The sequence below is a fragment of the Streptomyces sp. NPDC057302 genome, from assembly GCF_042667685.1.
In the GTDB taxonomy this organism is placed as follows: Bacteria; Actinomycetota; Actinomycetes; order Streptomycetales; family Streptomycetaceae; genus Streptomyces.
The window spans coordinates 93,916-119,709 of record NZ_JBHUZJ010000019.1 but is presented as its reverse complement, the minus strand read 5'-3'; the positions used below and the strand labels follow the sequence as shown (position 1 = coordinate 119,709).

The following is a 25,794-nucleotide window of genomic DNA, read 5'->3' as shown; positions in this document are numbered from 1 at the left end:
TGTCCGCCCCGGGGGGGGCCCCCCCCTCCGTCCCCCCGCGGGGGGGGGGGCCGCGGGCCACCCCCCGGCGGCGGGCCCCCCCCCGCCCCCCCACGCCGGGCAGGGGCACCGCCGTGAGGGCAACGATCCGGCCCCGGCCCTGGTCAGGAGGGCTCGGTGAGAACCCACAACTCCCAGACTCCGGCGGCCCTGCACTCGTAGGTGCGTACGCCGTTCTCCAAGTACCACCGGCCGCGCTCATGACAGCGGTTCTCCTCGGCCGGAGGGAAGTCCGCCACGTGGTGCCAGCCCGGCCCGGCTGCCGGCGTGGACCGTACGGGTACGGGCTGTACGGACTGTACGGGCGCGGAGGCCGCGGCAGTTGCGCCGTGGCTCGCCACCAGCAACGACGCGGCCGCAGCCGCGAGGAGAACGCGTTTCATGGTTCGCATGGAACGCATCATTCCGCAGCTGGTGGGCTCACATCGGTGGAGACCACTCCGCCTTCCCCAATTGGCCTAAAGAGTGATACGCGCAGCCTGACTGTGGGACCTGACGCGGTTCTTGAGAGTGCCGCAGCCTCCGCGCCCGCCCACCATCCGCATCGGACCTCACCGAACCCGGCGGTGTCGCCAGTACGGCCGAAGAATCTGAACCAGAACCGGGAGTCAGGCCGCGATGAGCTCCTGCTCGCGGCCCGGCGTCGTGACCTTGGGCTTCTTGTTCGGCAGCGAGAGCCGGAAGACCTTGTGCCACGCGGAGAACACCTGCTTGGGCAGCGGCCCGGTGACGTACTCCAGCTCGTACTTCTCGAACAGCGCGCGCACCTTCACCGCGACCTCGGCGTACCGGTTGCTCGGCAGGTCGGGGAACAGGTGGTGCTCGATCTGGTGCGACAGGTTGCCGGTCATGAAGTGCATGGCCTTGCTGCCGCTGATGTTCGCCGAGCCCATCATCTGGCGCAGGTACCACTGGCCTCGCGTCTCGCCCCGGATCGACCGGCGCTCGAAGACCTGCACGCCCTCGGGGAAGTGCCCGCACATGATCACCGAGTGGGTCCAGATGTTGCGGACCAGGTTCGCGGTGAACGTGGCGCCGAGCGTGGGGAGGAACGACGGGCCCGACAGCAGCGGGTGGATCACGTAGTCCTTGAGCACCTGCTTGCGGATCTTGCGGCCCACGGCCTTGGCGCGTGCGCGGAACTCCGGGCTCTTGCGCCGGCGCTTGTCCAGGTTCTTGCCGAGCTCCAGGTCGTACGCTGCGATGCCGTACTCGAAGAAGCAGGCGTTGATGAAGTTCCACAGCGGCTGGCCGAGGTGGAGAGGGTGCCACTTCTGGTCCTCGTCGACGCGCATGATGCCGTAGCCGAGGTCGTTGTCCTTGCCGATCACGTTGGTGTACGTGTGGTGCAGCTCGTTGTGCGAGTGCTTCCACTGCTCGGACGGCGAGACGTGATCCCACTCCCAGGTGGTGGAGTGGATCTTCGGGTCGCGCATCCAGTCCCACTGGCCGTGCAGGATGTTGTGGCCGATCTCCATGTTGTCCATGATCTTCGCCACGGACAGGCCGGCGGTGCCGATCAGCCAGGCGGGCGGGAAAATGGAGAACAGCAGCACGCCCCTGCTGACCAGCTCGAGCTTGCGCTGCGCCGAGATGACCCGACGGATGTAGGCGGCGTCTTTCTCGCCGCGGCCGGCGATCACCTCGTCGCGGATCGCGTCCAGCTCGCGGCCGAGCTCCTCGATCTGCTGCGCGGTCAGGTGGGCGGTGGGGTCGATGGCGGTCAAGGTGCTCCTACCGTTCGATGTCGCAAGGGCCCGCCGCGGCGGACACGCAGGTCTGGATGAGGACGCCTGGCTCGGCCTCGGTGATCTCGCCGGTGCGCAGGTCGCGGACGGCGCCCGTCTTGAGCGGTGTGACGCAGCCGAAGCAGATGCCCATGCGGCACCCGGAGGGCATGAGCACGCCTGCCTCCTCGCCGACGTCCAGCAACGGCGTGGCGCCGTCCGTGTCGACCCTTTTGCCGGTAGCGCTGAACGTGACCTCGCCGCCGTCGCCGGCGACCACGATGCTGGGGCGGAAGCGTTCGGTGTGCAGGCGCTCTGGGACGCCGTGCTCGCTCCAGTGCTCTTCGGCGGCGTCGAGCAGGCCCGCGGGCCCGCAGGCCCAGGTCTCGCGCTCGGCCCAGTCGGGTACGAGTTCGTCGAGACGGGCGATGTCGAGCATGCCGTCGGTGTCGGTGTGCACCTCGGTGAGCCGCAGCTTCTTGTCCGCGACCAGGTCGTGCAGTTCGGTGCGGAAGATCACGTCGTGCGGCTGGGGCGCGCAGTGGACCATGACGACGTCGTCGAGCTCGCTGTCGCGCAGCATGCCCATTACGGGCGTGATGCCGCTGCCGGCCGTCAGGTAGAGCACCTTGGCGGGCGTGGCCCGCGGCAGGACGAAGTCACCGGTCGGCTGGTCGAGCTGGATCAGCGTGCCCGGTTTCGCCCTGCGGACCAGGTGGTTGCTGACCTTGCCGTCCGGGATCGCCTTCACGGTGATCGTGACGCGGCCGTCCGGGCGGTTGGTCGGCGAGGTGAGGGAGTAGGCACGCCACAGGCGCACCCCGTCGACGTCGATTCCGATCCGCACGTACTGACCGGCTGTGTGGCCGCGCCAGCCCCGCCCCGGCCTGATCACGATGGTCGCGGCGTCACCCGTCTCGGGGTGCACGGCCTCGATGCGACCACGCAGGTCAGCGCCCGCACGCAGCGGGCTGACCAGGTCGAGGTAGTCCGACGGCAGCAGCGGCGTCGTGATCGTCTCCAGCAGCTTCCAAGCCCTGCTACGGAGGGCTGCACTCGTCATGGCTTCAGCTTGATGCGCCTCAGGGCGTAAAGTCCTGACCGCAGGACGTGAATCTGGTCGGTTGAATTGTTCGCAGGGAACAAAAAATGAGCTATGCAGTCCGGAAGGCCAGTGAGCTGGCCCTGGATGAGACGACGGTCACCGTACTTCGGGCCGCGCTGAAGAGCACCGCCGACGAGGTCGTCCAGGCGATCATCGACGAGGTCCCTCCCTACGCCAACGCTCTTTCGGGCCGCATGGGCGCCACCATCCGCCGAGCCGTCCGCACCGCCCTGGGGCACTACCTGGACCTCGCGAGCCAGAACGCCACAGGCGGCGACGCCGGTGACGCAGCCTACGAGCTGGGCCGCGGCGAGGTGCGCGACGGCCGTTCGATGGACGCCTTGCTCAGTGCCTACCGTGTCGGCGCCCGCGTGGCCTGGCGATGCCTGGCAGCGGGTGCCGTACCCGCAGGTCTGCCTGCCGCCGAGGTCGCCAAGTTCGCCGAACTGACCTTCGCCTACATCGACGAGCTCTCCGCCGCGAGCGCCGCGGGCCATGCCGACGAGCTGGCCGCCCGGGGCCGGGCCCACGAGCGCCACCTGGAACACCTGGCCCGCGACCTCCTCGCCGACGCGAACCCGGACGTGCTGCTGGCCTCTGTTCAACGGGCCGGGTGGCAGCCTCCGGTTTCCCTGACCGCGGTCCTGCTGCCCGCCGCCCAGGCCCGGCCTGCCTACCGCACGCTCGACCCGGGCACCCTCGTCCTTGACGATCTGCCGGACGCCACCGGGGTGCTGCTCGTCCCCGATGCCGACCGATCACACCTCCTCAGGCAGCTGACCGACCGCACCGCCGTGGTCGGCCCGGCCCGGCCATGGACTCGTGCGTCCGCCTCGTACGCACGAGCCGTACGCGCGCGCCTGCTGTCCTCTGATATTCGCGACACCGAGGACCACCTGCCCGAGCTGGTGCTGAGCGCCGACGCGGACGCGTTCGCAGACCTGCGTGCCCGAGCTCTCGCACCGTTGCGGACCTTGCCTGCCGCGACCGCACGGCGGCTGGAGGAGACGTTGCGGGAGTGGCTGCTGCACCAGGGCAGGCGGGACGAGGTGGCGGCGGCGTTGTTCGTCCATCCCCAGACAGTCCGATACCGGATGTCGCAGCTGCGGGAGCTGTTTCCGGATCTCGCATTGCCTCACCGCGTCCTTGAGCTGACGCTGGCGCTCGGTCTTCGGGTCAGCTGACGCGTACTTCCACCGATCACGCATCGTCTTAAGGAGTCATCCGGACCGGGCCGTGCGCCATAGGTGCAGTTACTTCGTCGAGGGTGCCCACGTGGCATTCGTCTCCGGCGGCTCCGTGGCAGGGGTTGCCTGCTCCACCTCGGCTACATCCATGTCGACCGCGCAGCCTTCCGGGATCTTCTCGCTGGAAGTCGCGCAGGCCGAGGGATCGGTATCGGGGGCGCTCCTGTTCGCCTGGCGCTGGCTCTTGTCCTGTTCCTCCGAGGTCGAGGTGTCCGAAGACGGGTTGCCGTCCGAGGACGACGAACAGGCCGCCGAGCCCATCACCGTGCACAGGATCAAAACGGCCGAAGCTGCAGCAGTACGCGTACGCATGGAAGTCCCCCCGATGCGGACGCGGAGTGTCCGGCCCGCCAGTCGATCAACGGTGCCACCTCAAGTCGTGCAGCTGGCGTGGGAAGTGTGAAGAAATTGCATGCCTGCGCGATGAGTTCGCGACTGAATCCGGCATTCGGCTCAAGACCGCGTGCCGGGTCTGACGGGCGCTCACGTGTTGGCACCGCCCTCACTCACCTATGCCAACATTCGAGGATGGAGATGACCGACGTCACGCGTGCGATCGCGGCTGCGACTTCGATCGCCGCGTCGCTCGACCTGCCGACCCACGACGCGATCGTTCTCCACAACTCGAACAAGCTGGCACTGCGGCTTTCGCCGTGCGACGTCCTGGCCCGGGTCGCGCCTGTGGGGCAAGAGGTTGCACGGTTCGAAGTCGAGCTCGCCCAGCGGCTCGCCGCGGTCGGATGCCCGATGTGCCCCTTGGAGCCTCGGGCGGAGCCACGCGTGTACACGCGCGATGGCTTCGCAGTGACGCTGTGGACCTACTGCGAGCCCGTGACACCTCACACCTCACCAGCCGACTACGCCAAGGCGCTGGAGCAGCTGCACGCCGACATGCGCAAGGTCGATGTGCCGAGCCCGAGGTTCACCGACCGGATCACGGAGGCGGAAGAGGTTGTCGCCGACCCGGATCGCTCGCCGGAGCTCGCCGACACAGACCGCGTTTTCCTCAGCGGCAGGCTGGCAAGCCTGCGACGGGCGATCGACGAGCGCGGCGGCGTGGAGCAGTTGCTCCACGGCGAGCCGCATCCAGGCAATGTGCTCAGCACGAACAACGGCCCGTTGTTCATCGACCTCGAGACCTGCTGTCGCGGACCCGTCGAGTTCGACCTCGCCCATGTCCCCGAGGCGGTCTGCGAGCACTACCCGAACGTCGACCAAGGCCTTCTGGACGAGTGCCGACAGCTCGTCCTTGCGATGGTCGCCGCGTGGCGGTGGGAGCTTGGCGACCAGTTTCCGAACAGGAGGCGATTCGGAGAAGGATTCCTGCGCGCACTGCACAAGGGTCCTCCTTGGCCGACACTCGACACGATGAACAAGCGACTGAGCGGCCCGTAGAAATCACCGAAGGCCGCGAAGGCCGCGAAGGCCGCGAGAAAGCGGCAAGGAGCCATGCGACAAGACGGTCGCCGTTGCAACCCGGTGCGTGCCAAATATGGGCCAGGCGGTGCCAGCAAGCGTGGCCAGACCGTTGCGAGCCACAGGACGCACAGCCCGATGAGCGCCAACTAGCGTGGCCCGGAACAGGTGCTGACCGAAGTGCCGCCATCCTGCTCAACGGGGCGCGACCGCAGGCATGATGTCAGCCATGACTCACAGTGCCCGCCGCATGTACGAGCTCCTCGAGCCGATCTGCCTGGTCACCTTCCTCGCAGATGAATGCAACGAGGAGCTGGCCGCGCTCGGCCACCGCACCTACTGGGACGGCTACTTCGCCAGCCGCGCCGCGCCGCTGGGGCAGGTACCGGCACAGGTCGTGCACGCGGCCTTCTACAACTTCGCCGATGGGGAGGCCGCGCGGCACATCCCGAGCGCGTGGGAGACGATCCCGCCCGAGGCGTCCCTCGCCGCACGGGAGCGGGGCAGCTTGGCCTCCCTGCGGCGGATCCTCGGCAGCGAACTGGCCGGCTCCCCGGGCCTGGTGCGCGCCGCCGACCTGGCCACCCAAGCTGCGACGAGCGCGCCCACAGAAGGCCGGGTGATGTACGCCGGGATGCGCACCCTTGCGGTGCCGAGCGACCCGGTCGCCCGGCTGTGGCATTCCGCGACCATGCTGCGTGAGCACCGCGGTGACGGGCACATCGCCGCTCTCGTCGGCGAGCGCATCGGCGGCACAGAGGCCCACGTGCTCTCCGCACTGGACATGGACATCCACCCGCCGGAGTCCTTCGGGCGCATCCATCACCTGCCCAAGGAGCGGCTGGCGGCGGTCATGGACGGCTTGCGTGAGCGCGAACTCGTCGACACCGACGGCCGGTTCACCGACGCCGGCCGCGAGACCAAGCAACGCATCGAAACCCTTACCGACGAGCTCGCCGCCCCGCCGTACGGCGCGCTGTCTCCCGCCGAGCTGGATGAGCTGGTCGCCGAGCTCGAACCCATCACCGCGACGCTGGTGGCCGCGGGGTCCCAGTGACGAGCAGCGACTGACCGGACCATGAGCTGTCCGAAGCCCCGGCGGGCACATCTCACCGCAACTGGACGGCACCCGCCGAGAGGCGCTGGGCGCCGCCCGGTTGCTGGTGATGATCAGAGACTGGGCACTGCTCGGCCTTGATCCGCCCGGGCTGACGGAATCGATCTAGTGTGTGTCGTCAACTGGCAGATGGGGCAGGGGAACACAGATGCACCTGGGGTACGACGGATCAGGAGCGCCGTTGGGGAAGAGCGGCACCTCCCAGGCCGCAGAGTGCAAGGCCAAGGAACAGATCCTCGCCGCGTACGAGGGGATGCAGGCAGTGCCGTACGAGGCCTGCCGCACCGGGAGTACGCACGGGGCAAGGCCGTCAGCGGCGCCGTGGCCACCTTGGCCTGGTATGAGCAGCGGGGCCTGAAGGCCGTTGGCGAGCCGCGCACCGTTCCGGAAGTCAACTCGGTTGTCCTGCAAGGTGATACGAGCCCGGAGCAGCAGCTATGGGCCGTACACGATGACGTCGACAGGGATGGGAGAAGAACGCGAGGATGGACATGGCCACGGCAGGCACCAGCGATCCACCGGCTTGGCTGACTGAGGCCGAGGTAGGCATGTGGCAGGCGTTTCGCAATGGGAGCGTCTGTGATCGGCGCACAGGCGACAGGGAGGTCGACGATCCACACGGCGAGCACCCCTGGGGCCCCGAACGCAGCGTGCGCGCACGGGTCGTGGCGTGGCTGCTGCTCCAGGGGCCGCCCGGCCTGGAGGGGAGGGTCTGCTCCCTCAGACTCCGGGGCGTGCAGATCACTGGCGTGCTTGATGTCGCGGGCGGCACCGTCGTCCCGTACGCCGAGTTGAAGCAGTGTCGCTTCGAGCAGGAAGTGTTGATCCCGACGGCGCGCTTCACCACGCTGCGCCTCGTGGACTGCTCGGTGCCGCGCCTGGCAGGGGACCGCGTCTGTACCGAGGGTGCTCTTGACTTGTCCCGCTGCCGCTTCCAGCGAGGCGTCCACCTGACCGGCGCCCGTATCGGTGGGGACCTGCTGTTCAACCAGGCCGTGGTGTTCCGCGACCGGCGCGGCAACTCGATCGCGGGCGACGGGCTTTCGGTCGGGCGGGACCTGCAGGCCGAGTTGCTGGAATCGCACGGCCAACTGAGTCTGCGCGGCGCAATGGTTGGGGACTCTTTCAGCCTGCGCGGCGGCAAGCTCGCCAATCCGTACGGCCATTGGGCGCTCAACGCCCCGCAGATGACCGTGGGACGCACGCTGTACATGACGCCGGCCTCGCTGGCCGAGAGGCTTCTGCCCGGCCACACTCCCGCCTGGGGCTCCCGCGTCCAGGGCTTCGAGTGCCAGGGCGGCATCCGGCTCGACGACGGCCTCTTCGGGGACGCTGTCGACCTGGAGCGGGCGCGCTTCGTCCTGGGGGACGACCAGGAGGTGTCGCTGCGCCGCGTCCAGACCCCCGAGCTGCGCTTCCTCGGGGAGGCCCCGCAGCGCGGCAAGGTCATTCTGTCCGGCGCCAAGGTGGTCACCCTCATCGACAAGTCGACCAGCTGGCCGGGGCCCGGCGGCCTCCAATTGGGCGGCTTCAGTTACGAGAACCTCGTCCCGCTGGGCCCCTTCCCGCTGTCCCGGCGGCTGGAGTGGCTGGCGGCCGCGACCCCCGAGTACGACCCCGAGCCGTACGAGCAGCTGGCCACCGCTCTGCGCAACGGCGGAGAGCATGCCGAAGCCCGTCGGATCCACCGTGCTCAACAGCGGCGCTGGCGCGCGACCCTGCCATGGCCGCAGAGAGCATGGCATGCGGTGCGGGCCGTTCCGGGTATCGCGGTGATCCTGTGGGCCGTCATTGTGATCGCGTTGCTGACGGTGGCCTGGCGCAGCACCCGGGCGGTCCTGCCGGACATCAGCCAGGGTGCCGGACTGGGGCCATCCGACGCGCCTCCCGTGGTAGTTGCCATCGTCAGCCTCATCACCGCTTCCGGAGTGCTCATCGGCGGCATCCTCAACGGACTCGCCAAGTTCGTCAGAGCCCGGGGACAAAACGCCTCCGACATCGTCCAGGTCCGCGGACAGGCCGACGCCGAACTCATCCGCGCACAGGCCGACATGAGAAGAGCCGAAGCCGACATGCTCCGCGCCCGCGCCGGTCTTCCCCCGGCCGAGCTGCTCTCACCTGACCCGGGCAACAATCCGGGGAACGGCCCTCTCGCTCCTCCCGCTCTCTCCGGAAACGACGACGGGGCGCCATCGCCGCCCTGACCGCCTTGGCCGCCTTGGCCGAATCACTCGTCTACCTGGCAGCGCTCGCGACACGCGGTCGGGTGGGGTGATGCGTCCGCGTCCGTGGCAGAAGTGATGGTTGGGTATGCCGCCGTCCCGCATACCGCGCCAGGGCTTGGTCGATCGCTATGAGGGGGGCAAAGGGCGGGGGACGTCGGCGAAGAGCTGCTGCTCGCTGACCTTCCGGCAGCCCCAGGCCTCGTACACGGCCTGGACGGCCGTTCCCAGCGGCGGGGGACCTGCCACGCCACCGGACTGGTCGTAGAAGCCGGTCCGTGCGATCCGGCAACGGCTTCGGCTTCGGCCGCGGTTCTCTTGTCGGCGCCTACTCGTTCGCACTCCCACGCTGTGAGCGGGAGCTCCGGCTTGCGCTGCGGGCCAGATCGCTTCCGATCAACGTCGCCTTGGCCACACCACGTGCCCAGCGAGGAGCGTCGCCCCGGGCCGCCCAGAAGACGCAGGCGCAGCCGCCGATGAAGAGCAGAACGACGACCGAGAATACGAGCGTGAGCATGGTCCCCCCAAGTTCGTGTGATGGTCCGAGTCATCCTCTCAGGCCGCCCTGACCTCCAACAGGCCTTTGCTGTTGCGGCCGATGCGGGCGCGGAGCGGGCCCGCGGTACCCGGACAGGAGGCAGGGAGGAGATCCCTCAGGGCTGTTCGGTGAGGAAGGCCGTCACGGTGTCCAGGAACTCCTTCTGCCCTTCGACGTTGGCCATGTGCACGGTGGGCAGCAGAGTGAACCGTGCGCCGGGTACGGTCGCGGCGAGTTCCCTGCCGTGGTCGGCGGAGGTGACGGTGTCGTGCTCGCCGGCGATGACCAGTGTCGGGCTGTGGATGAGCGTGGCCGTGCGGCGCAGGTCGTAGTCGCGTACCGCGGCCCAGCTCCCGGCCACGCCCTGACGCTGGGTGGTGAGCAGGGTGTGGCGGAAGCCCTCGACGACTTCGTTGTCGCCGTGCAGCATGTGGGCCGGGAACCAGTTGTGCAGGAAGGCTTCCGCGGTGGCCTGCATGTCGGGGGCTTGCAGCAGTTCGGCGATCGGCCGGTCCCACTGATTGGCCGGGCCGAGGTGGGCGGCGGTGTTGGAGAGGATCAGGCGGTCGACGCGGTCGGGTACGTGGATCCCCAGCCACTGCGCGACGATTCCGCCCAGGGACAGACCCAGCACGTGCACCCGCTGCAGGCCCAGGGCATCGAGCAGTTCCACCACGTCGCGCCCCAGCCGGTCCAGGGAGTAGGGGCCGTCGGGGACATCGGAGGCGCCGTGGCCGCGCGCGTCGTAGCGCAGTAGCCGGAAGTGCTCGGTGAGCGCCGACACCTGGCCGTCCCACATGTGCAGGTCGGTCCCGATGGAGTTCGAGAGCAGCAGCACCGGCTTGTTCTCGTCACCGTCGAAGCGGTAGGCGATGCGTACGCCATCGCCGGTGGTGATGGCGGTAAGGGTCTGGGAAGTCATGTCAGCTCCAGTGATCCAGCGGCTATGCGCTCAGCCTATGAACACCCCCTGTCCGATTGCTATTACAAAGATTGGACGATCCCTGTAGGTTTCCTGGACGATGTCGAACTTCACGCTCCACGAGTTGCAGTGCTTCAACGCCGTGGTGCTCGACGGCGGTTTCCAGGCCGCCGCCGAGCGGCTGCACCGCTCGCACCCCTCCGTGTTCGCGGCAGTGGCCAAGCTGGAGCGCCAGCTGGGCCTGGACCTGCTGGACCGCTCGGGCTATCGGGTCCAGCTCACCGAGGCGGGGCACGCCTTCCACCGCAAGGTGCGCTTCCTGCTGCACGAGGCCAAGGAGCTGCAGACGTACGCCGAGCAGCTGGCGATGGGCGAAGAGGCCGAACTGCGCGTGGTGCTCGGAGACCTGTGCCCGCTTCCGCCGGTGCTGGAGATGCTCAGCGGCTTCTTCGCGCAGTGCCCGCAGACACGACTGCACCTGCAGTTCGAGACGGTCACCGGCCCCTGGGAGCGGCTGCTGGAGGACGAAGCAGACCTCATCGTGCACCGTGTCCCCAAGAGCGACGTGCGGATGGAGTGGATCGATCTCGGCCGCGTCGCGCTGGTGCCCGTGGTGGCGCCCGGTTTCCTGCCGTTCCCTGCGGACGCCGACATCACACCGCAGCGGATGCAGGCCTTCACCCAGTGCATCGTCCGGGATTCGGCGCGGCATCCGTCCGAACCAGGCCACTTCCTGGTCGAAGGCGCGCCCCGGAGCTCGGTTCCCGACCACCTCATGAAGAAGGAGCTGATCTTGCACGGCATGGCGTGGGGACACGTGCCGCGGTTCATGATCGAGACCGAGTTGCGTGACGGAAGGCTGCTGTCCATCGCCGGACGGCACTTTCCCGGTGTGGTCGAGGAACTCTCGGCAGCCCGCCGGCGCGACCGGCCGCACGGGCCGGTCGCCGACCGGCTGTGGGACTTCTTGGAGCACCGTGCACCGGTTCTGCGGCCGGCGCTGGGCCGTGTGCCCGGAGCGAAGCAGACACCGGAACACTCACCCCCGCATGGCCCGCGGTCAGTCAACTGAACCGCCGTGCCCGCCGCCGAAGTGTGGGCCAAGGCCCGCCGGCGGGAGCAGGCCCGCGAACAGCCTCGGCCGCACCGGTGGCCCCTGCGTGCGGCCGACGTGTAGTTCGCCCGGTTTGGACGCGACGATGATGGCGAAACCGCTCTCCGGCGTGGCTGGCTATCCCAGAGCGGCGGAACAGCCTAGCGGGGCCAGTCGCCTCGAAGCTGGCCTGCCCCACTGGGCTGTCAGGGTCGGGGGACGTCGTCGACGAGGTAGCCGTCCCGGTCCACACGCCACTTCGGCCGCACCCGCACATCGATGAGTTCACGACGGAGGGTGTACTGGTCCGGGGCCCCATCGACCAACACCGTGTACGACACGGTCTCTCCGGCTCCCAAGCGGCCAGGACCGATACGCAGGACACCGTCCACCACATCGAACGTGGTGGGGTGGACGTCTGGAGGTTCCGTACTCATGGAGACGAGTTCCAGGATCGGCACCCCAAGCACCACCTCGATCGGCTTGCCGTTCTCGAACTGGGCGCTGGAGATGTCTCTCGTCCCACGGCATTCCAGGCGCAAGGTCACCAGCCGTGGATCACTCAGTTCCTGGTCTCCCAGGCTCACCCGCAGCACCCTGGTGCTCATCTCCCGTTGGTGACGTTGGACCAGCGGGTCGGAGGTGAAGGCGTACATGAGTCGGCGGCGCGGATGAGCGGCACGATGGGTGACGTACACGGCGACCACGGCAACGACGGCAGCCGCCGCCGCCCAGAAGGTGCCCGATTCCCAGAAGGGGCCTAAACCCTCCACCAGGTCGGAAGCTTGAGTCTCACCGCGGGTCATGTTCCGGGATCTAAGCAGACACCGGGTGGGCCCGGGACCTTTCCGGCAGAAACAACCGCCCGCCACCCGATGCCGTTGCCCGGCGGACCGCTTGCTTCAGAGATCGCATTTCCCGTACCAAGAGCGGCCGCACGCCGGCGTCTACCGCAGAGTCAGCCACATTCTGGTCAGGCGATGCCGCCGTTGCTGAACAGCACCTGGCCGTTGATCCAGCGGCCGCCGGGCCCGGCGAGGAAGGCGACGGCTTCCGCGATGTCCTTAGGGGTACCGAGCCGCTCCAGGGGCGCGGCGGAGGCGATCTTATTGATCAGTTCCTCGCTCTTGCCCTCGATGAAGAGCGGCGTCGCGGTCGGGCCGGGGGCCACGGCGTTGACGGTGATGTCCCGGCCGCGCAGTTCGCGGGCGAGGATCAGGGTCATGGCCTCGACCGCGCCCTTGGTCGCCGCGTAGCCGCCGTAGGTGGGCTGCTGGAGCCGGGTCACCGAGGTGGAGAAATTGATCAGCGCGCCGCCGGGGCGCAGGCGGCGGGCGGCGAGCTGGGAGACGACGAAGGTGCCGCGGACGTTGACGCGGTGCATTCGGTCGAAGGCGTCGAGGTCCATCTCGGCGAGCGGGGCGAGCAGCATGATCCCGGCCGTGTTGACGACCGCGTCGACTCCGCCGAAACGGCTTTCCACGGTGTCGAAGAGACGGGTCATCTCGTCCGGTTCGGCGACATCGCCGGTCAGTGCCACCGCCGTGCCGCCGGCCGCGGTGACGGACTGGACGACTGCCTCGGCCTTCGCCGCGCTTCCCGCGTAGTGGACGACGACGGTCATGCCGTCGGCGGCGAGGCGGTGCGCGACCGCGCCGCCGATGCCGCCCGAGCCGCCGATCACCACGGCCACCCTGGGCCGACCGGTTTCATTCCGCGTCACCGCACTGGCTGCCGCACTGTTCATGACCGCTCCTGTGATCCGATCCGGCCCCGAGAGGGTGCCCGGCGATGGGTACAACCCTCCGGCGCGGACAACTATTTGTCCAATGCATCAAAAATATGTACGTTATTCAGGTGACGCATATTCAACGGGTCGACCTCAACCTGCTGGCCCCACTGGCCGCGCTGCTGGAGGAGCGGCACGTCTCGCGCGCCGCCGAGGTTGCCGGGATGAGCCAGCCGGCGATGAGCCGGGCGCTGCAGCGGCTGCGGGACACGCTCGGCGACGAGCTGCTGGTGCGGACGCCGCGCGGCTACCGGCTCACCCCGCGGGCCGAGCGCGTCCAGCGCGAGGTGCGGGCGGTTCTGCCACGCCTGGAGAGCCTGTTCTCACCGGAGGAGTACGACCCCGCGACGGCCGCTGAGACCTTCCGAGCCGCCGGGACCGACTACAGCAGGGTGTTCGCCCCGGCCGTGTTCCAGCGCGTCTTGCGGGAGTCGCCGCGTTCCACACTGCACTTGCGCAGCTGGCACGACGCGATCCACGAAGACCTGGACCGGGGCGTCGTCGACCTGCTGTTCTACGCCAGGTCGGAGCCGGTCACCGCGCTGCAAACCGAGCACCTCTTCGACGACCGGTTCGTGTGTGTGCTCAGTGCGGACCACCCGCTGGCCGGGCTCCCGGAGATCACTCTGGACAGGTACCTGGAGGCCACGCACGTGATCGTCGGCACCATCGGTGAGCGCCAGACCGCGATCGAGCGGCGCCTGGAGAAACTCGGGGCGCGCCGCCGGGCCGGGCTGACCGTGCCCTACCACTCCCTGGCCGCGCAGTCCGTCCCCGGCACCCGGCTGATCCTCACCCTGCCCGCACGGCTGCTGACCGAGGAGCGCTCGGACCCGAGTATCCGGATTCTGCCCGCGCCCAAGGAGATCCGCTCGCTGCACTACGAGATGGCCTGGCACCCCCGCCTGGACGGTGACCTGGGGCAGCGCTGGCTCCGGGACACCATCCGGGCCGTGACCGCCGAACTGCCGGTTGTGGAGCGGGAGTTCAAGGGGTGAAGGGATTGGCGGGCTCATCGGGCCCACCTCGGCACCAAGGAATCAGCGCCGCCAGGGTCGTCGGCCGGCATGACTACAGCCTTGATCCGCTTGTCGACCGATCGCGCCGCGCGTGCAGACTCCGGCACCCTGTGACGCCAGCCCTCGCCGGAAGGTGCTTTGAACCGTTGACCAGGACCGAGCGGGTTAAAGGGCCATGAGGGGGCGCAGTTTATGGATCAATGAGGGGGTGAGGGGAGGGAGGGGAACGCTGCCGAGGTCGGAATGCTGGCTTTGGGTGGCCCCGAGATGCTTGCGCGGTTCGTCAAAGGCAAGCGAGGTCGGGGGCCGACGGTGACGCGTCGCCAGGCACGGTTCATTCGCTCGCGGTGTCGTCGGCCTCCCAGCGAAGCAGGTCGCCTGGCTGGCACTTGAGCACCTCGCAGAGCGCGGCGAGCGTAGCAAAGCGCACTGCCTTGGCGCGGCCGTTCTTGAGCACCGCCAGGTTGGCGGGCGTGATCCCTACGCGGTCTGCGAGTTCGCCCACGGACATCTTCCGTCTGGCCAGCATCAAGTCGATGTCGACGGCGATCGGCATCAGATCACCTCGTCCAACTCGGCCTGCATCTGTGCCGCTTCGGCGTCGCGGGCGAGGGCTTGGGCGAGCAGCATCCGCAGTACGAGCACGATGAGCGCGACTCCCAGGACGGCCACGCCGATCCCGCCCATGATGAGGGTGACGCCCGGGTCGTCCCGCTGGCCGGGCGCATTGAGGGCCGTGACCGCGAACCACACAAGAGCAGCCCCAACGATCGCGCCGATGATGACGTCCACGTACCGGAAGGCGGCGTGGGAGAACACGGTTCCGCGTCGCACCATCGTTACCAGTCGCCATACGCAGACCAGCACGACCTGGGCCGTCCCGATGCCCAGGATCGTGATCACGCGCAGCGGGGTCAGCGGGAGCGATCCATCCTCCGGGTCGCTCCCGCTGATCAACGCCCACACCATCAATGCTTGTACGAACACGGTGCCGGTGAGCACCACCACGAGCACGGCGCGCAGCGCGCGCACTGTCAGCTTCCCCATGATCCATCTTTCTATTGAGAGACGATGGGAATCTATCGAGTCTCGATAGGTTAAGCAAGGATGGCTCGGAGAGTGGACGACGGTTTCGCACCGCATCTCCGCGGGTGGGGGAGCAGCTTGTGAGCGGGCGTAGCTGTTGTTGATGAGGTGGGGGGCGATTGGCGATAGACCGGCGGCGGGCTTCGGCGGCAATGCATCGGTGGAGGACGTGACCGCGTATGCGGGATCGACCTTTTGGGCCGAGTCGGATTCAGCTGAGTCGGGCCGCGTCCAGCCGTACGTGGCTCCCGCCGGCTCGCGTCCCGCGGTGCCGTGCGCGTGCCGGGCGAGGACTCAGCCCTGGTATGAGGGGCCGCCCACGGCGCTGCCGCCGGAGGGAGGCTCATCGTGGACGTCACCAACCGCAACTGCCGCCGCAACCTCAGCCGCAGACCTCAAGCGTCGTCACGAGCCCGGGGCGATGGGGATGGCTTCACAACCGCCGGGCACCGCCCGCTGCATCAGCCCCAGGGTGTAAGCCCGTGGGTTACTGCGATCGCGAGTAGGTAACCGGTGGGCCGATGCTGCGGGGGAGGGGCACGTGACAGCGTCGCTCTGTGCCCACGGAATGGCCGTGCGGCTCGGTTGACGACCTGTCACCAGGGGAGGGCCCATGACCACCACGCCGTTCATCAGCCGGAAAGGCATGACGCGCCGCAGCATGATGGCAGCCGCGCTGGGTGCCGGGGCCGCCGTGCCGCTCGGCTCCGTTGCCGGCCCCGCGTGGGCCGACCCGGTCGCTGCCACCCCCGCCGCAAGGCGGCTCAAGCTGCCCGCGCCGACCGGCCCGCACCCGGTGGGCACGGCCCAGCTGCACCTCGTCGACCGATCGCGGCCGGACGGCATCGCGGGCCCCGGGCACTTCCGCGAGCTGATGGCAACCGTCTGGTACCCCGCCCGGAACGTCCAGCGGTACCCGGTGGCGCCCTGGATGCCGGCCGGCGCACTTCAGGCGTTCCTCACCGATGCCGGGTTCAGTGAGCTGGTCTCCATGGGGCCGTTGACTGCGGGCCGCGTGGGTGCTCCGATGCGGCGAACGGGCCGACGGCTGCCCGTCGTCGTGTTCTCGCACGGCGCGCACAGCCATCAGGGCGACCACACGATCACGGTCCAAGAGCTCGCAAGCCACGGGTACGCGGCTGTCACCGTGGCTCACCAGTACGACACCTACACCGAGTTCCCCGACGGTCGGATCGCCGTCCCGCTGTACGACAGGCGGGCGCCGACGTTGCCCGGGGACTTCGCCGCCGACCTGCGCTTCGTCCTCGACTGTGTCGAGCAGATCGCCGCCGGGCGCAATCCTGATGTCGACCACAAGAAGCTTCCGGCCGGGCTGCTCGGCTCCCTCGATGCGCGGCGAGTGGGCGCGTTCGGCTGGTCGAAGGGCGGGACGGCCACCGCCTGCGCCGCGCTCGCGGACGAGCGCATCCGGGCCGGGCTGAGCCTCGACGGCCCGATGCAGATGAACCCGCCGCTGGCGGGCGACCTGAACCGGCCGTTCATGATGATGTCCGCCGAGTTCACCCGCGCCACGGATCCCGAGGCCGCCGCATTCTGGTCGCACCTGTGGGGATGGCGGCTGAACATTGAGGCCCAGGGCGCCGCCCACATCTCGTACGGCGACAACGAGGCACTGTTCCCGCAGGTTGCGAAGCTGTTGGGATGGAACGAGCAGCAGCTCCAGGACGCGATCGGCACCCTCGATCCCGATCAGGCGGTGAAGATCCAGCAGGCGTATCCGCTCGCGTTCTTCGACGAGCACCTGCGCCACCGTCGGGGACACCTGCTCGATGGCCCGTCTCCAGCCTTCCCGGCAGTGACATTCGTGCCGTGAGCGGACCGGATGTTGCTCGCTGGTGGTCAGGCAAGGGTGCGCAGGGAATGACGGGCGTGGGTCAGGAAGGCTCGTGCCGCCGGGCTCTGCGTCCCCGCCGATCGCCACGCCAGAGCGAGTTGGCCGCGCAGGGCAGGTTGGATGAACAGTACTTGCAGCTCCTGCGGATGATCGCGGGCGATCGGCTCGGGCAGGATCGCCACGCCCATGCCGTTCGCCGCGAGCTGAGCCATCACCCTGGGGTCGCTCGCCTCGAAGGCGACGCGCGGTCGGAACCCGGCGGCGGCGCAGGCGGCGTCGATGTCCGTTCGGGTGCCGGTGGCGTGAGTGAAGGTGATCAGCGTCCGGTCCGCCAGCTCGGTGAGCGCGACGTGGTCCCGCCCAGGCCGTGCGAGCGGATCGTCCTGGCTCACGGCGGCCACCAACGGTTCATCGGCGATGACCTGGAGCTCGACGCCGGGCGGGGGCGTGTGGGCCGGGGCGAGCACGGCCACATCAAGTCGGCCGGCGGTCAGGGCCGAGGCCAGCTCGGACGAGCTGGCCTCACCGAGGCTGATGCCCACGGTCGGGTGGCGGCGGTGGAAGGAAGCAAGGACCCCGGGCAGATCGAGCGTCGGCGCCAAGGTCACCGTGCCGACCGCGACATGCCCGCGCAGCAGCCCCGAGTACTGGTCCACCGCTAGCTGGGCGCCTGCCACCGAGGAGAGCGCGGATCGCGCGTACTCCAGCACGGTGGCGCCCACCTCGGTAGGTCGGACCGTGCGGCCCGAGCGGTCCAGCAGCCGCTGGCCCAGCTCGCGCTCCAACTGACGTATCTGGGAACTCACTCCCGGCTGTGTGACGTGCAATCGGGCCGCGGCCCTGGTGAAACTGGCCTCCTCGACCACGGCCACCAAGTATTCGAGCTGTCGCAACTCCATAACTGACAAGCATAGTTGGGCGAAGAAGAAGTACTTGGACTTCTGATCGCCCGCTGGCCGACAGTCAATCCATGGAAACCACAGCCCTTCGCAGCACTGAAGAGACCGGCGTACTGATCGCCGGGTCCGGAATCGGTGGACTGACCGCCGCGCTCGCCCTGCACGCACAAGGCATCAAGGTGAGCGTCATCGAGCGGGTGCGACAGATCACCTCCATGGGAGTGGGCATCAGCCTTCAGCCGCACGCGGTGCGCGAACTGACCCGACTCGGCCTCGGGGACACGCTCGCGGCGACCGGCGTCGCCACTGCCGAGCAGGTCTACGCCGACGAACGCGGGACGCGCCGGTTCGCCGAGGACGTTGGTATGGCGGCCGGGTACCAATGGCCGCAATATGCCATCCACCGCGGCGAGTTGCAGCTCCTGCTGCTCGACGCGGTACGCGAGCGCATCGGCCCGCACGCGGTCCGCACAGGAATGCGTCTTGAGTCCTTCACCGACGAACGGGACGTGGTACGGGTCAGGGCAACCGACCGGGCGACCGGGCTGCCCACGATGATCGAGGCCCAGGCGCTCATCGGCGCGGACGGGGCCCGCTCGACGGTGCGCGCGGCGCTGCACCCGCAAGAGGGTCCGATGCGCTGGTCGGGGGCGTGGATGTGGCGGGGCGTCACACAGACGGTGCCACCGTTCCTGACGGGCCGGTCCGCGATCATCGCCAACGATGAGCGGGACCACCAACTGGTCGTCTACCCGATCTCCGGGCGGCGCCCACTGGTCAACTGGGTGTGCCTGGCGTTTCAGGCAGCGCCGGGACCGTTCATCGAGGACATGGGCTGGAACCGCAAGGGGAGCGCCGATGACGTCCTGCGACACCTGCAGGGCTGGGACTTCGCCGCGCTCGGCGTGGACATCCACGAGCTGGTCACCAGCAGCCAGGACATCTTCGAGTACCCCATGGTGGACCGGGACCCGCTGCCAAGCTGGGGCCGGGGACGGGTGACGCTGCTGGGCGACGCGGCACACCCCATGTATCCGACGGGAGCCAACGGTGCCTCTCAGTCGATCGTGGATGCCCGGGTTCTGGCGACAGAGCTGGGGGCCGGCGGCGGTGTGGCCGCCGCGCTCGCCCGCTACGAGCAGGCGCGGATCGGGCCTACGGGGGACGTGATGCGCGCGAATCGCGAGATGGACCGCAGTATGCGCGCAAGGAAGGGCAGCGATTCGGTAGCAGCGATCACGGACAGGTACCGGCGAACGACGGGCGGGGACGTAATGACGGTCAACGCGAAAACGTGACACCGGGAGACCTCGCCGGGGGAGAAGTGCCTCGCTGGAAGGCGGGTCAATTGGGCGGGTGTTGTTCGGTGGACGGCTTCTTCGATGTGGGTCCGCTGGAGGGCGCTCTGGTGCGGCTGGAACCCTTGGGCGCCGGGCATTTTCCGGACTGGTCGAAGCAGCTCGGAGCGAAGCTGCTCATGCTGGAGGCTACCTTCGAACAGTGGCAGGTCTACCGGGTCCGTTCTCGTACCGACGCCCGTAATGGGCGTTCACGGGCCGCCATCGCCGTCCTGGGGGCACATTTCGACGGGGTGCTCCGGGCGGAGACCGCCGGGTACGACGGAACGATCCGGGACAGCGCGACGTACTCGATCCCCGACTCGGAGTGGCCGGAAGTCCGTAAGTCGCTCGAAGCCTCCCTACGCCGCTGAGGCGTCACCGCGCTGCGCCACGAGGGAGCTGATTTGATGCACCGGGGGCGGCCGTGGAACTTGCCCCTTGTGGGGTTGGTGCCACGGCCTCGATCACTGGCTCTCCGGCTGGACTTCGGGGCCGACCCGCTCGGCGATGAGCCGCCGGTAGTTCAGGCACTGGGTGACCTCCTCGTACTCGCAGTTCAGGCCGCCTTCGATGAGCTTCAATGAGGCCTGGGCTGCCGCGATTGTCGACCGGAGCTCTTCGGCCGCAGGACGCAGGATCTCCTGCCGGGTGGCGCGGTCGACGGTTGCGGACAGGCTCCTGATGGTGTTCAGGCCGAGGCCGGCCTCCTTCAGGACAAGGATCGTCGCCACGCGGGTGAGGTCGTCCGCACCGTAGCGGCGGCGCCCGCCGGCGTCCCGTCCGGCGTGCAGCAGGCCCATCGCTTCCCAATGTCGCAGCACGTGCGTGGCCAGGCCGAACCGTGCCGCGAGAGATCCGATACTCAGCGTGCCGACGGCGCCGTCTTGGCTTGACTTCATGCCGACATTAAGTCGCAGCATGACGTCCATGTTCAAGAATCAGGAAGTGGTGGAAGAGCACCGCGACACCGAAGCCCTGCTGGCCGTCCTCGACGCTGCGGACCAAATGCCGATCGCCAATCGGCTGCGGGCCCGCTCCTACGAATTGCTGTCTCTCGTCCAAGGCTCGACCTTCGTGGACGTCGGCTGCGGCGCCGGACGAGCCGTAGCCGAGCTGAACGAACGTGGCGTTCATGCGGTAGGCGTGGACCCCGACGCACGGATGCTGGCGGTGGCCCGGGAGCGGTGGTCGCAGGCCGAGTTCCGGGAGGCGCGGGCGGAGAAACTACCCTTCGCCGACGGAAGCGTGCATGGCTATCGTGCCGACAAGGTCTTGCACGCACTCCAGGAGCCGGAGCGCGCGGTGGCGGAGGCACGACGGGTTCTTCGCCCGGGCGGCAGAATCGTCCTGGTCGGTCAGGACTGGGACGCCATCATGATCGACTCTGACGACGCGGCGCTCACGCGCACGATCGTGCATGCCCGCGCTGACCTCCTGGGCATGCCCCGTGCCGGCCGCCAGTACCGCAGCCTGCTTCTGGCCGGCGGCTTCGACGATGTCACGGTCGAGGCGCACACCGGTGTGTTCACCGACCCCACGATGCTGTCTCTGGTCACCAGGCTCGCCGAGCCGGCCTGCGCCAGCGGCGCCGTCGGACGTGACCAGGCGGACGAGTGGCTCGCCGAACAGCGCCGACGTGCCGAGGCCAACTGCTTCCTCATCGCCATTCCGTTCTTCGTGGCCTCCGCTTCCGCCTGAGGGCGTGCGCACCTTGAACTCGTCTGTCGACCCAGGCGCTGTGGGCGCTGTCAGTTCTCGACGCCACACCGGGCGATACGCGGAACGATGTTTCGTTCGCGGAGCCATCGACGCAGGCAGGGGTAGGCGTAGCCCATATCGCCGTCAACCCTCCAGGCGGCGGCCGGCAGGGCGCCGAGGCAACCGAGGCTCTCATCGGTGACGCCCGGGCTTTGGTGTCCGCTCTCGCCCAACGCATCGCAGCAGCATCCGTACTGACGATCCTGCACCCGCTGCATTTGCCGCTACGGGGACACGACCGAGGCGCGCCGGATTCGCAAGGTGAAGCGCGTGCCCCGGCACCGGCGAAAGGTGGCCATGCGATCCGGCAGGATGACCGCATGTCCCACACCCCGATACCCCCCGCACAGTCCTTCGACGAGAAGTGGATCGCCCAGGCCCTCAATGGTTTCATCGAAGGTTCCGGACACTGGGGGCCCGGCACGCTCGCCGTGTTCACCGAGGTCGGCGACTACTTGACCGGAAGCGGCGAGGAGGCTCCCGCACGGTACCTGGGCTGGAACTGGTACCGGTTCATCGGCCGGTGCGGTGCCGTGGCCCTGCGGGCGAGCTCCTTCCACGTGCAGGACCATCTGCGCGCGGTCCAGCTGGCGATGCTGGAGGTGTGGGCAGAAACTCCCTTTGCCGACCCGGAGGCTCGCACCCGGATGCGTACGGGTGTCCTTGAACTCGCCGACAAGGACAGGCGTGCCGTGCGGACCCACGACGGTGCGATGGTCGCTCTGCACGGGCTCGGCGCCGGCCGGGACGAGCAGCGATTCGTCGAATTGCGCACCGGCACCCCGCAGCCGCCGACATCCGGTCGGATCACGGCCACCGACCCGGTGCCCGCGGCCGGTTGGGACACACCTGAGCGGCTGCGGCGCTTCGTGCACCTCGTACGGCACAAGGGCCCTGCGCCCTGGGACCGCGCGGCGGCCGCGCTGCTCGCCGAGCGGACCGGGCTGAGCCGGGCCGGTGCCGCGCTGCTGCTCGCCGGAATACCCGATGTGAAGTACGGGTACGCGGGCCTCGATGCCGAGGCGCGCAAGGCGATGGGGCTCAAGCAGTCCGACACCGAGGCCGGTGAGCGGGAGTTGGCGACCCTGCCGGTGGCCGAGCGCCTCGACCTGCTGGCCGACGTGCTGCCCGCGGACCCCGGGCAGCTGTGGCTGGAGGGCGGACAGCTGGCGCTCGCCGAGCGGATCGCCGAGGCCTGGTGCAGGCAGCAGGGCGCACGCCCCGCCGTGCCGGAGTCGACGCTCGCCGTCGCCGCCGAGCACAGCGATATACGGATGGCCCCGGCAGCCGTGTGCGCCGTGTTCGCCGATCCCCCGCGCGAGCCGCGGCTGACCCGCGACCCGGACACCCGGCTGCGGGTGAACAGCATCAGCGGCGGCGGCTGGGAGGGCGAGGAGGGTTTCCGTTTCAGGGAGCTGCTCGCCGTGGTCTGCGACGCCGTCGACTGGGTGTACGCCGAGCTTCCCGAAGGAGATCCCGTACGCCGGGGTGTCCCCGAGACCCTACGGCTGCTGCGGGAACGCCTGGCCCACCCGGGGTTGCTGCTCTCCGCCCGCGGCCGCAGCCTGCGCGGGCGCACCGTGGGGGAACTGCTGCCGGGCTTCCCCGGCGCCCTGCCCTACTTGGACGCCGCCGAGCCGCTTGCCCATCCCACGCTCGACGACGGCCTGGTCGTCGTGTCCGAGGGCGGGTTCGACCGGCGCGGTGAGCGTGAGGCGCCCAGCGTGTACTTCCGGCCCGGCCGCTACGGGGCCGACGAACGCTCGTGGCGCCTGGAGAGCGTGATCGACATGGAGGACTCGCATCTGGCGCTGGTCCGCCGGCTGCGCGGTCCGGAGTTCGAGCGGATCGTGCAGCGCATCACCGAGGGATCTCTGCCGCCGGACGGATACGAGAGCGATCCGCGGCTGTCCGCACCACAGGTGGTCGAAGAGGCGGTCGCCACCACCGGTCTGGATACGGACGCCGCCACTTTGTATCTGCAGCTGCTGGCCCTGCCCGTGCCCACCGATCGCCGTATCCGCCGCTTCAACCGGTGGACTGCCGCGCACCACAAGGCCGTTGCGGCCGTACTCGTCGAGGCCGGCCTGGTGGTCGCCGACCGCAGGGCCCGGGCCGGGCGGGGGGTGTTCCTGCCCGGTGACTGGACGGGCGGGGACAAGTTCTACCCTCCGATGGAGACCTGGAAGGCCGAGCTGCTCGGGGTCCGGACCATCGGGAGCAAGGTCCGCTCCCGGCCCGTCGCCGGCCCCCTGCCCGAACTCTTCGCCCGGGCCTGGCGAACGCGGTCCCACTGAGCGTGGCGGCAGGTTCCGACGGCGGGGCCCGAACACCGGAGGGTGGCCCTCCAGGGCCACGGACTGCGCTGGGCCGCCATCTTCACTACGAGACGGCCGGTCCATGGGTGCCGGCCTGCCGCCCCTGGGCGTTCCGGTTCATTCCGGTTCTCGGCCCGAGGGCCCTTCACGCTGGTTCTACCGGCGGTTGCATGCCGGGGGCGGGGAAGCCGACCACGAGCATGGAGAGGACCGAGCAGGCCCGCGACCGGCTGCGCGTCCTGGCGGAGGAGGTCGGCACGACCATTGCCGCCCGCCGCCCTGGTGGAGGAGCCGGCGCGCTGTCGCGCCTGACCGCTGCTGAGCGTGAGGGGCGTGCCCGCGCGGCCGCTGCGGACCTTGGCCTGGCCTCCACACCCGCGCTCGCGGCCCGGGGCCAGGCGGCGTGGGATCTGGTCGCCCACCACGCCGCGATGCCCGCGAAGGCGAAGCAGGGGTGGGCCTTGTGTTCGTCAGCGGCAGTGGACTCTGCGGTCGCCGCGGTGCACGCTCACCGCCCGTTCGACGGCCTCCCGGTGTCGGCCGAGCCTTGGCCGAGGAGTCACGGAGGGGCATGCGGGAAAGCGATCAGGATTGAAGAAGCACCGGTCGCCGACCACGCCTAGCGTGAAGGACATGACCTCCATCGACTGCATCACCCTCGAGGTGGCCGACCCCACGGCCGCCGAGCGCTTCTACACAGACGCCTTCGGGCTCGACAAGCAGGTACGTCTGCGGGCCTCGGAGGCTCCGACGTCGGGCTTCCGTTGGTTCACGGTCTCGCTCGTGGTCTCCCAGCCGTCGATCGTCGACGGCTTGTTCGGTGCCGCGCTGGCCGCCGGGGCCACGGAGCTGAAGCCCGCGAAGAAGTCCCTGTGGGGCTACGGCGGCGTCGTGCAGGCCCCCGACGGGACGGTCTGGCAGCTCGCGAGCTCGTCGAAGAAGGATACCGGTCCCGACAGCCGGAAGATCGACGAGATCGTTCTCCTGCTGGGCGTCTCGGACATGGCCGCGACCAAGCGGTTCTACGTCGATCGCGGTCTCACCGTCGCGAAGAGCTTCGGCAGCAAGTACGTCGAGTTCGACGGTTCGTCGAGTCCCGTAAAGCTGTCGCTGTACCCGCGTCGCGGCCTGGCCAAGGTCGCCGGTGTCCCCTCGGAGGGCAGCGGTTCGCACCGGCTCACGATCGGCGGCGACGCCGGGACTTTCACCGACCCGGACGGATTCGCGTGGGAGCCCGCAGCATGACGCGAACCCGCCGTTGAGGCCGCCGGGCGCGCGCAGGGATCCCGCTCCGTCGTGAACCGACGGAGCGGGACCGGAGGAGCCGGCGACGATCCGGGCGCCCACACCGCCACCGCGGCCTTCCGCGATTCCCACCGCCCCGCGAACTGGGTGCGGTACAGCTCCGCGTCCCGGCCCTCCACCGCGAGCAGGCGTCGACGCTAGGGAATCGCGACGGTCGGTGAACGAGGCTCCGAAGAAGCGTGGCTACTCGCCCAGCACGCGGACCGCGCTCCAGCGTTCCGGCGGCGGGCACTTGAACTGATGAAGACCGCCGTCGGGGCAGGCGTGGCATCTGCACGTCCATACCCTCTCGCGGGCGGCGCCGGCCAACTCCTCGGGATGGGCGGCGGGGAGCTGCACGCCGCGCTTGACGCCGGGGGCCTCTTCACTGCGGGGGTATCCGACGACATGATCCGACGTGAGTTTCTGCGCATGGTCGCGGTGACCAGCGCCTGGCCAGCATGAGCTACGACGCTGACGGCAGGCACCTTGATCACATGCTCGTGCCGTGGTGATCCACAAGAGTCGCGAGGAGCCGGGCCAACTGCTCGCGTTCCGGCCGGGTCAGCGGCGCCAGTACCTCGTCATCGGCCTTGGCCAGCAACCGGTCCAGTGTCAGTAGCTGTCGGTGGCCCTGCTCGGTGAGGGTGACAGTGTTCCGCCGGCGGTCGGCAGGGTCGGCTGAGCGTTCGACCAGTCCGCGGCCGGCCAACTCGTTGACCACCGCGACGATGTCACTGCGGTGGATCTGTGTCCGGCGGCTCAGTTCCGCCTGGCTGGCGGATCCGAACTCCTCCAGGGTGGCGAGCACCGCGTAATGCCACTTGCGGGCATCCGCGCGCGCCAGCTCCTCGTTCACCAGGCGATCCGACTGGATCGCGGCCAGCGACAGGAGCCGGGTCCCTAGATTCCGCAGCCGCGCGGCAGTGGCGTGTCCGTCGCTCGGGCCCGCCGCGTCGGCCGTGCCGTTATTCATGGGTCCATCGTACGTTGCGTTAGTCCCACTAACAAACTACCGTC

Annotated in this window: 24 protein-coding genes; 13 read left to right on the top strand and 11 right to left on the bottom strand. The window is 69.1% G+C overall.

What is annotated here, in order from left to right; genetic code table 11:
- Window positions 1-143: 143 nt before the first annotated feature.
- From ACFUPX_RS16785 to ACFUPX_RS16775, 3 genes are all read right to left on the bottom strand, one after another.
- Window positions 144-422 carry a hypothetical protein gene (locus tag ACFUPX_RS16785; RefSeq protein WP_383322083.1) on the bottom strand — a complete coding sequence of 93 codons (279 nt, stop codon included), beginning with the start codon at window positions 420-422 and terminating at the stop codon, window positions 144-146.
- A gap of 225 nt (window positions 423-647) precedes the next feature.
- Complete coding sequence (locus ACFUPX_RS16780) at window positions 648-1,766, bottom strand: fatty acid desaturase family protein (protein WP_383322080.1); 1,119 nt, start codon at window positions 1,764-1,766, stop codon at window positions 648-650.
- Window positions 1,767-1,773: 7 nt separating this feature from the next.
- Window positions 1,774-2,829: a ferredoxin reductase gene (locus ACFUPX_RS16775; protein WP_383322078.1), complete on the bottom strand. Its 1,056-nt coding sequence runs from the start codon at window positions 2,827-2,829 to the stop codon at window positions 1,774-1,776.
- An 86-nt stretch (window positions 2,830-2,915) separates the two neighbouring features.
- Here ACFUPX_RS16775 and ACFUPX_RS16770 point away from each other — a divergent pair, with 86 nt between their 5' ends.
- The 5 genes from ACFUPX_RS16770 to ACFUPX_RS16750 all read left to right on the top strand — a co-directional run bounded on the left by ACFUPX_RS16770 (window position 2,916) and on the right by ACFUPX_RS16750 (window position 8,855).
- A complete protein-coding gene (locus ACFUPX_RS16770) occupies window positions 2,916-4,055 on the top strand; it encodes a PucR family transcriptional regulator (protein ID WP_383322075.1) in 1,140 nt (379 codons plus the stop codon).
- A 151-nt stretch (window positions 4,056-4,206) separates the two neighbouring features.
- Window positions 4,207-4,521 carry a hypothetical protein gene (locus ACFUPX_RS16765; protein WP_383322072.1) on the top strand — a complete coding sequence of 105 codons (315 nt, stop codon included), beginning with the start codon at window positions 4,207-4,209 and terminating at the stop codon, window positions 4,519-4,521.
- 125 nt (window positions 4,522-4,646) lie between these two features.
- A complete protein-coding gene (locus tag ACFUPX_RS16760) occupies window positions 4,647-5,513 on the top strand; it encodes a phosphotransferase (protein WP_383322069.1) in 867 nt (288 codons plus the stop codon).
- A 250-nt stretch (window positions 5,514-5,763) separates the two neighbouring features.
- A complete protein-coding gene (locus tag ACFUPX_RS16755) occupies window positions 5,764-6,591 on the top strand; it encodes a MarR family transcriptional regulator (RefSeq protein ID WP_383322065.1) in 828 nt (275 codons plus the stop codon).
- A gap of 545 nt (window positions 6,592-7,136) precedes the next feature.
- Window positions 7,137-8,855, top strand: a complete 1,719-nt coding sequence (locus ACFUPX_RS16750) for an oxidoreductase (protein ID WP_383322063.1) — start codon at window positions 7,137-7,139, stop codon at window positions 8,853-8,855.
- A gap of 671 nt (window positions 8,856-9,526) precedes the next feature.
- Here the strand turns inward: ACFUPX_RS16750 and pcaD are convergent.
- Entirely contained in the window at window positions 9,527-10,333 is an 807-nt protein-coding gene (pcaD, locus tag ACFUPX_RS16745) for a 3-oxoadipate enol-lactonase (RefSeq protein ID WP_383322060.1), read from the bottom strand.
- Between the two features lie 100 nt (window positions 10,334-10,433).
- Here pcaD and ACFUPX_RS16740 point away from each other — a divergent pair, with 100 nt between their 5' ends.
- Complete coding sequence (locus ACFUPX_RS16740) at window positions 10,434-11,405, top strand: LysR family transcriptional regulator (protein ID WP_383322057.1); 972 nt, start codon at window positions 10,434-10,436, stop codon at window positions 11,403-11,405.
- A 227-nt stretch (window positions 11,406-11,632) separates the two neighbouring features.
- Here ACFUPX_RS16740 and ACFUPX_RS16735 read toward each other — a convergent pair whose 3' ends face one another.
- Complete coding sequence (locus tag ACFUPX_RS16735; RefSeq protein WP_383322054.1) at window positions 11,633-12,232, bottom strand: hypothetical protein; 600 nt, start codon at window positions 12,230-12,232, stop codon at window positions 11,633-11,635.
- A 167-nt stretch (window positions 12,233-12,399) separates the two neighbouring features.
- Complete coding sequence (locus tag ACFUPX_RS16730; RefSeq protein WP_383322051.1) at window positions 12,400-13,173, bottom strand: SDR family oxidoreductase; 774 nt, start codon at window positions 13,171-13,173, stop codon at window positions 12,400-12,402.
- 110 nt (window positions 13,174-13,283) lie between these two features.
- Between ACFUPX_RS16730 and ACFUPX_RS16725 the strand changes: the two genes are divergently transcribed.
- The gene (locus ACFUPX_RS16725; protein ID WP_383322048.1) at window positions 13,284-14,213 is read left to right on the top strand and encodes a LysR family transcriptional regulator; all 930 of its coding nucleotides are present in this window, start codon (window positions 13,284-13,286) and stop codon (window positions 14,211-14,213) included.
- Window positions 14,214-14,568: 355 nt separating this feature from the next.
- Here the strand turns inward: ACFUPX_RS16725 and ACFUPX_RS16720 are convergent, their stop codons facing one another.
- Together ACFUPX_RS16720 and ACFUPX_RS16715 are read right to left on the bottom strand one after the other, a co-directional pair.
- Window positions 14,569-14,790, bottom strand: a complete 222-nt coding sequence (locus ACFUPX_RS16720; RefSeq protein ID WP_383322045.1) for a helix-turn-helix domain-containing protein — start codon at window positions 14,788-14,790, stop codon at window positions 14,569-14,571.
- On the bottom strand, window positions 14,790-15,281 hold the full coding sequence (locus ACFUPX_RS16715) for a DUF2975 domain-containing protein (protein ID WP_383322042.1): 492 nt from the start codon (window positions 15,279-15,281) through the stop codon (window positions 14,790-14,792). The genes ACFUPX_RS16720 and ACFUPX_RS16715 overlap by 1 nt, the downstream gene beginning before the upstream one ends.
- Window positions 15,282-15,933: 652 nt before the next feature.
- On the opposite strand from ACFUPX_RS16715, the gene ACFUPX_RS16710 reads away from it, so the two are divergent.
- Entirely contained in the window at window positions 15,934-17,154 is a 1,221-nt protein-coding gene (locus ACFUPX_RS16710; protein WP_383322039.1) for an alpha/beta hydrolase family protein, read from the top strand.
- A 26-nt stretch (window positions 17,155-17,180) separates the two neighbouring features.
- Here the strand turns inward: ACFUPX_RS16710 and ACFUPX_RS16705 are convergent, their stop codons facing one another.
- Window positions 17,181-18,074, bottom strand: a complete 894-nt coding sequence (locus ACFUPX_RS16705) for a LysR substrate-binding domain-containing protein (protein ID WP_383322036.1) — start codon at window positions 18,072-18,074, stop codon at window positions 17,181-17,183.
- 71 nt (window positions 18,075-18,145) lie between these two features.
- Between ACFUPX_RS16705 and ACFUPX_RS16700 the strand changes: the two genes are divergently transcribed.
- Window positions 18,146-19,372, top strand: a complete 1,227-nt coding sequence (locus ACFUPX_RS16700; RefSeq protein ID WP_383322033.1) for an FAD-dependent monooxygenase — start codon at window positions 18,146-18,148, stop codon at window positions 19,370-19,372.
- A gap of 68 nt (window positions 19,373-19,440) precedes the next feature.
- Window positions 19,441-19,785, top strand: coding sequence for a GNAT family N-acetyltransferase (locus ACFUPX_RS16695; protein ID WP_383322031.1), 345 nt, complete (start codon window positions 19,441-19,443; stop codon window positions 19,783-19,785).
- A gap of 93 nt (window positions 19,786-19,878) precedes the next feature.
- On the opposite strand, the gene ACFUPX_RS16690 is transcribed toward ACFUPX_RS16695, so the two are convergent.
- A complete protein-coding gene (locus ACFUPX_RS16690) occupies window positions 19,879-20,313 on the bottom strand; it encodes a MerR family transcriptional regulator (RefSeq protein ID WP_383322098.1) in 435 nt (144 codons plus the stop codon).
- A 28-nt stretch (window positions 20,314-20,341) separates the two neighbouring features.
- Between ACFUPX_RS16690 and ACFUPX_RS16685 the strand changes: the two genes are divergently transcribed.
- The 3 genes from ACFUPX_RS16685 to ACFUPX_RS16675 all read left to right on the top strand — a co-directional run bounded on the left by ACFUPX_RS16685 (window position 20,342) and on the right by ACFUPX_RS16675 (window position 24,735).
- Window positions 20,342-21,112 (top strand): methyltransferase domain-containing protein, encoded by a 771-nt coding sequence (locus tag ACFUPX_RS16685; RefSeq protein WP_383322028.1) that lies wholly within the window; start codon window positions 20,342-20,344, stop codon window positions 21,110-21,112.
- A 380-nt stretch (window positions 21,113-21,492) separates the two neighbouring features.
- Window positions 21,493-23,469 carry a hypothetical protein gene (locus tag ACFUPX_RS16680; RefSeq protein WP_383322025.1) on the top strand — a complete coding sequence of 659 codons (1,977 nt, stop codon included), beginning with the start codon at window positions 21,493-21,495 and terminating at the stop codon, window positions 23,467-23,469.
- 654 nt (window positions 23,470-24,123) lie between these two features.
- On the top strand, window positions 24,124-24,735 hold the full coding sequence (locus ACFUPX_RS16675; protein ID WP_383322022.1) for a glyoxalase: 612 nt from the start codon (window positions 24,124-24,126) through the stop codon (window positions 24,733-24,735).
- Window positions 24,736-25,267: 532 nt separating this feature from the next.
- Here ACFUPX_RS16675 and ACFUPX_RS16670 read toward each other — a convergent pair.
- Window positions 25,268-25,750, bottom strand: coding sequence for a MarR family winged helix-turn-helix transcriptional regulator (locus ACFUPX_RS16670; RefSeq protein ID WP_383322020.1), 483 nt, complete (start codon window positions 25,748-25,750; stop codon window positions 25,268-25,270).
- Window positions 25,751-25,794: the final 44 nt, after the last annotated feature.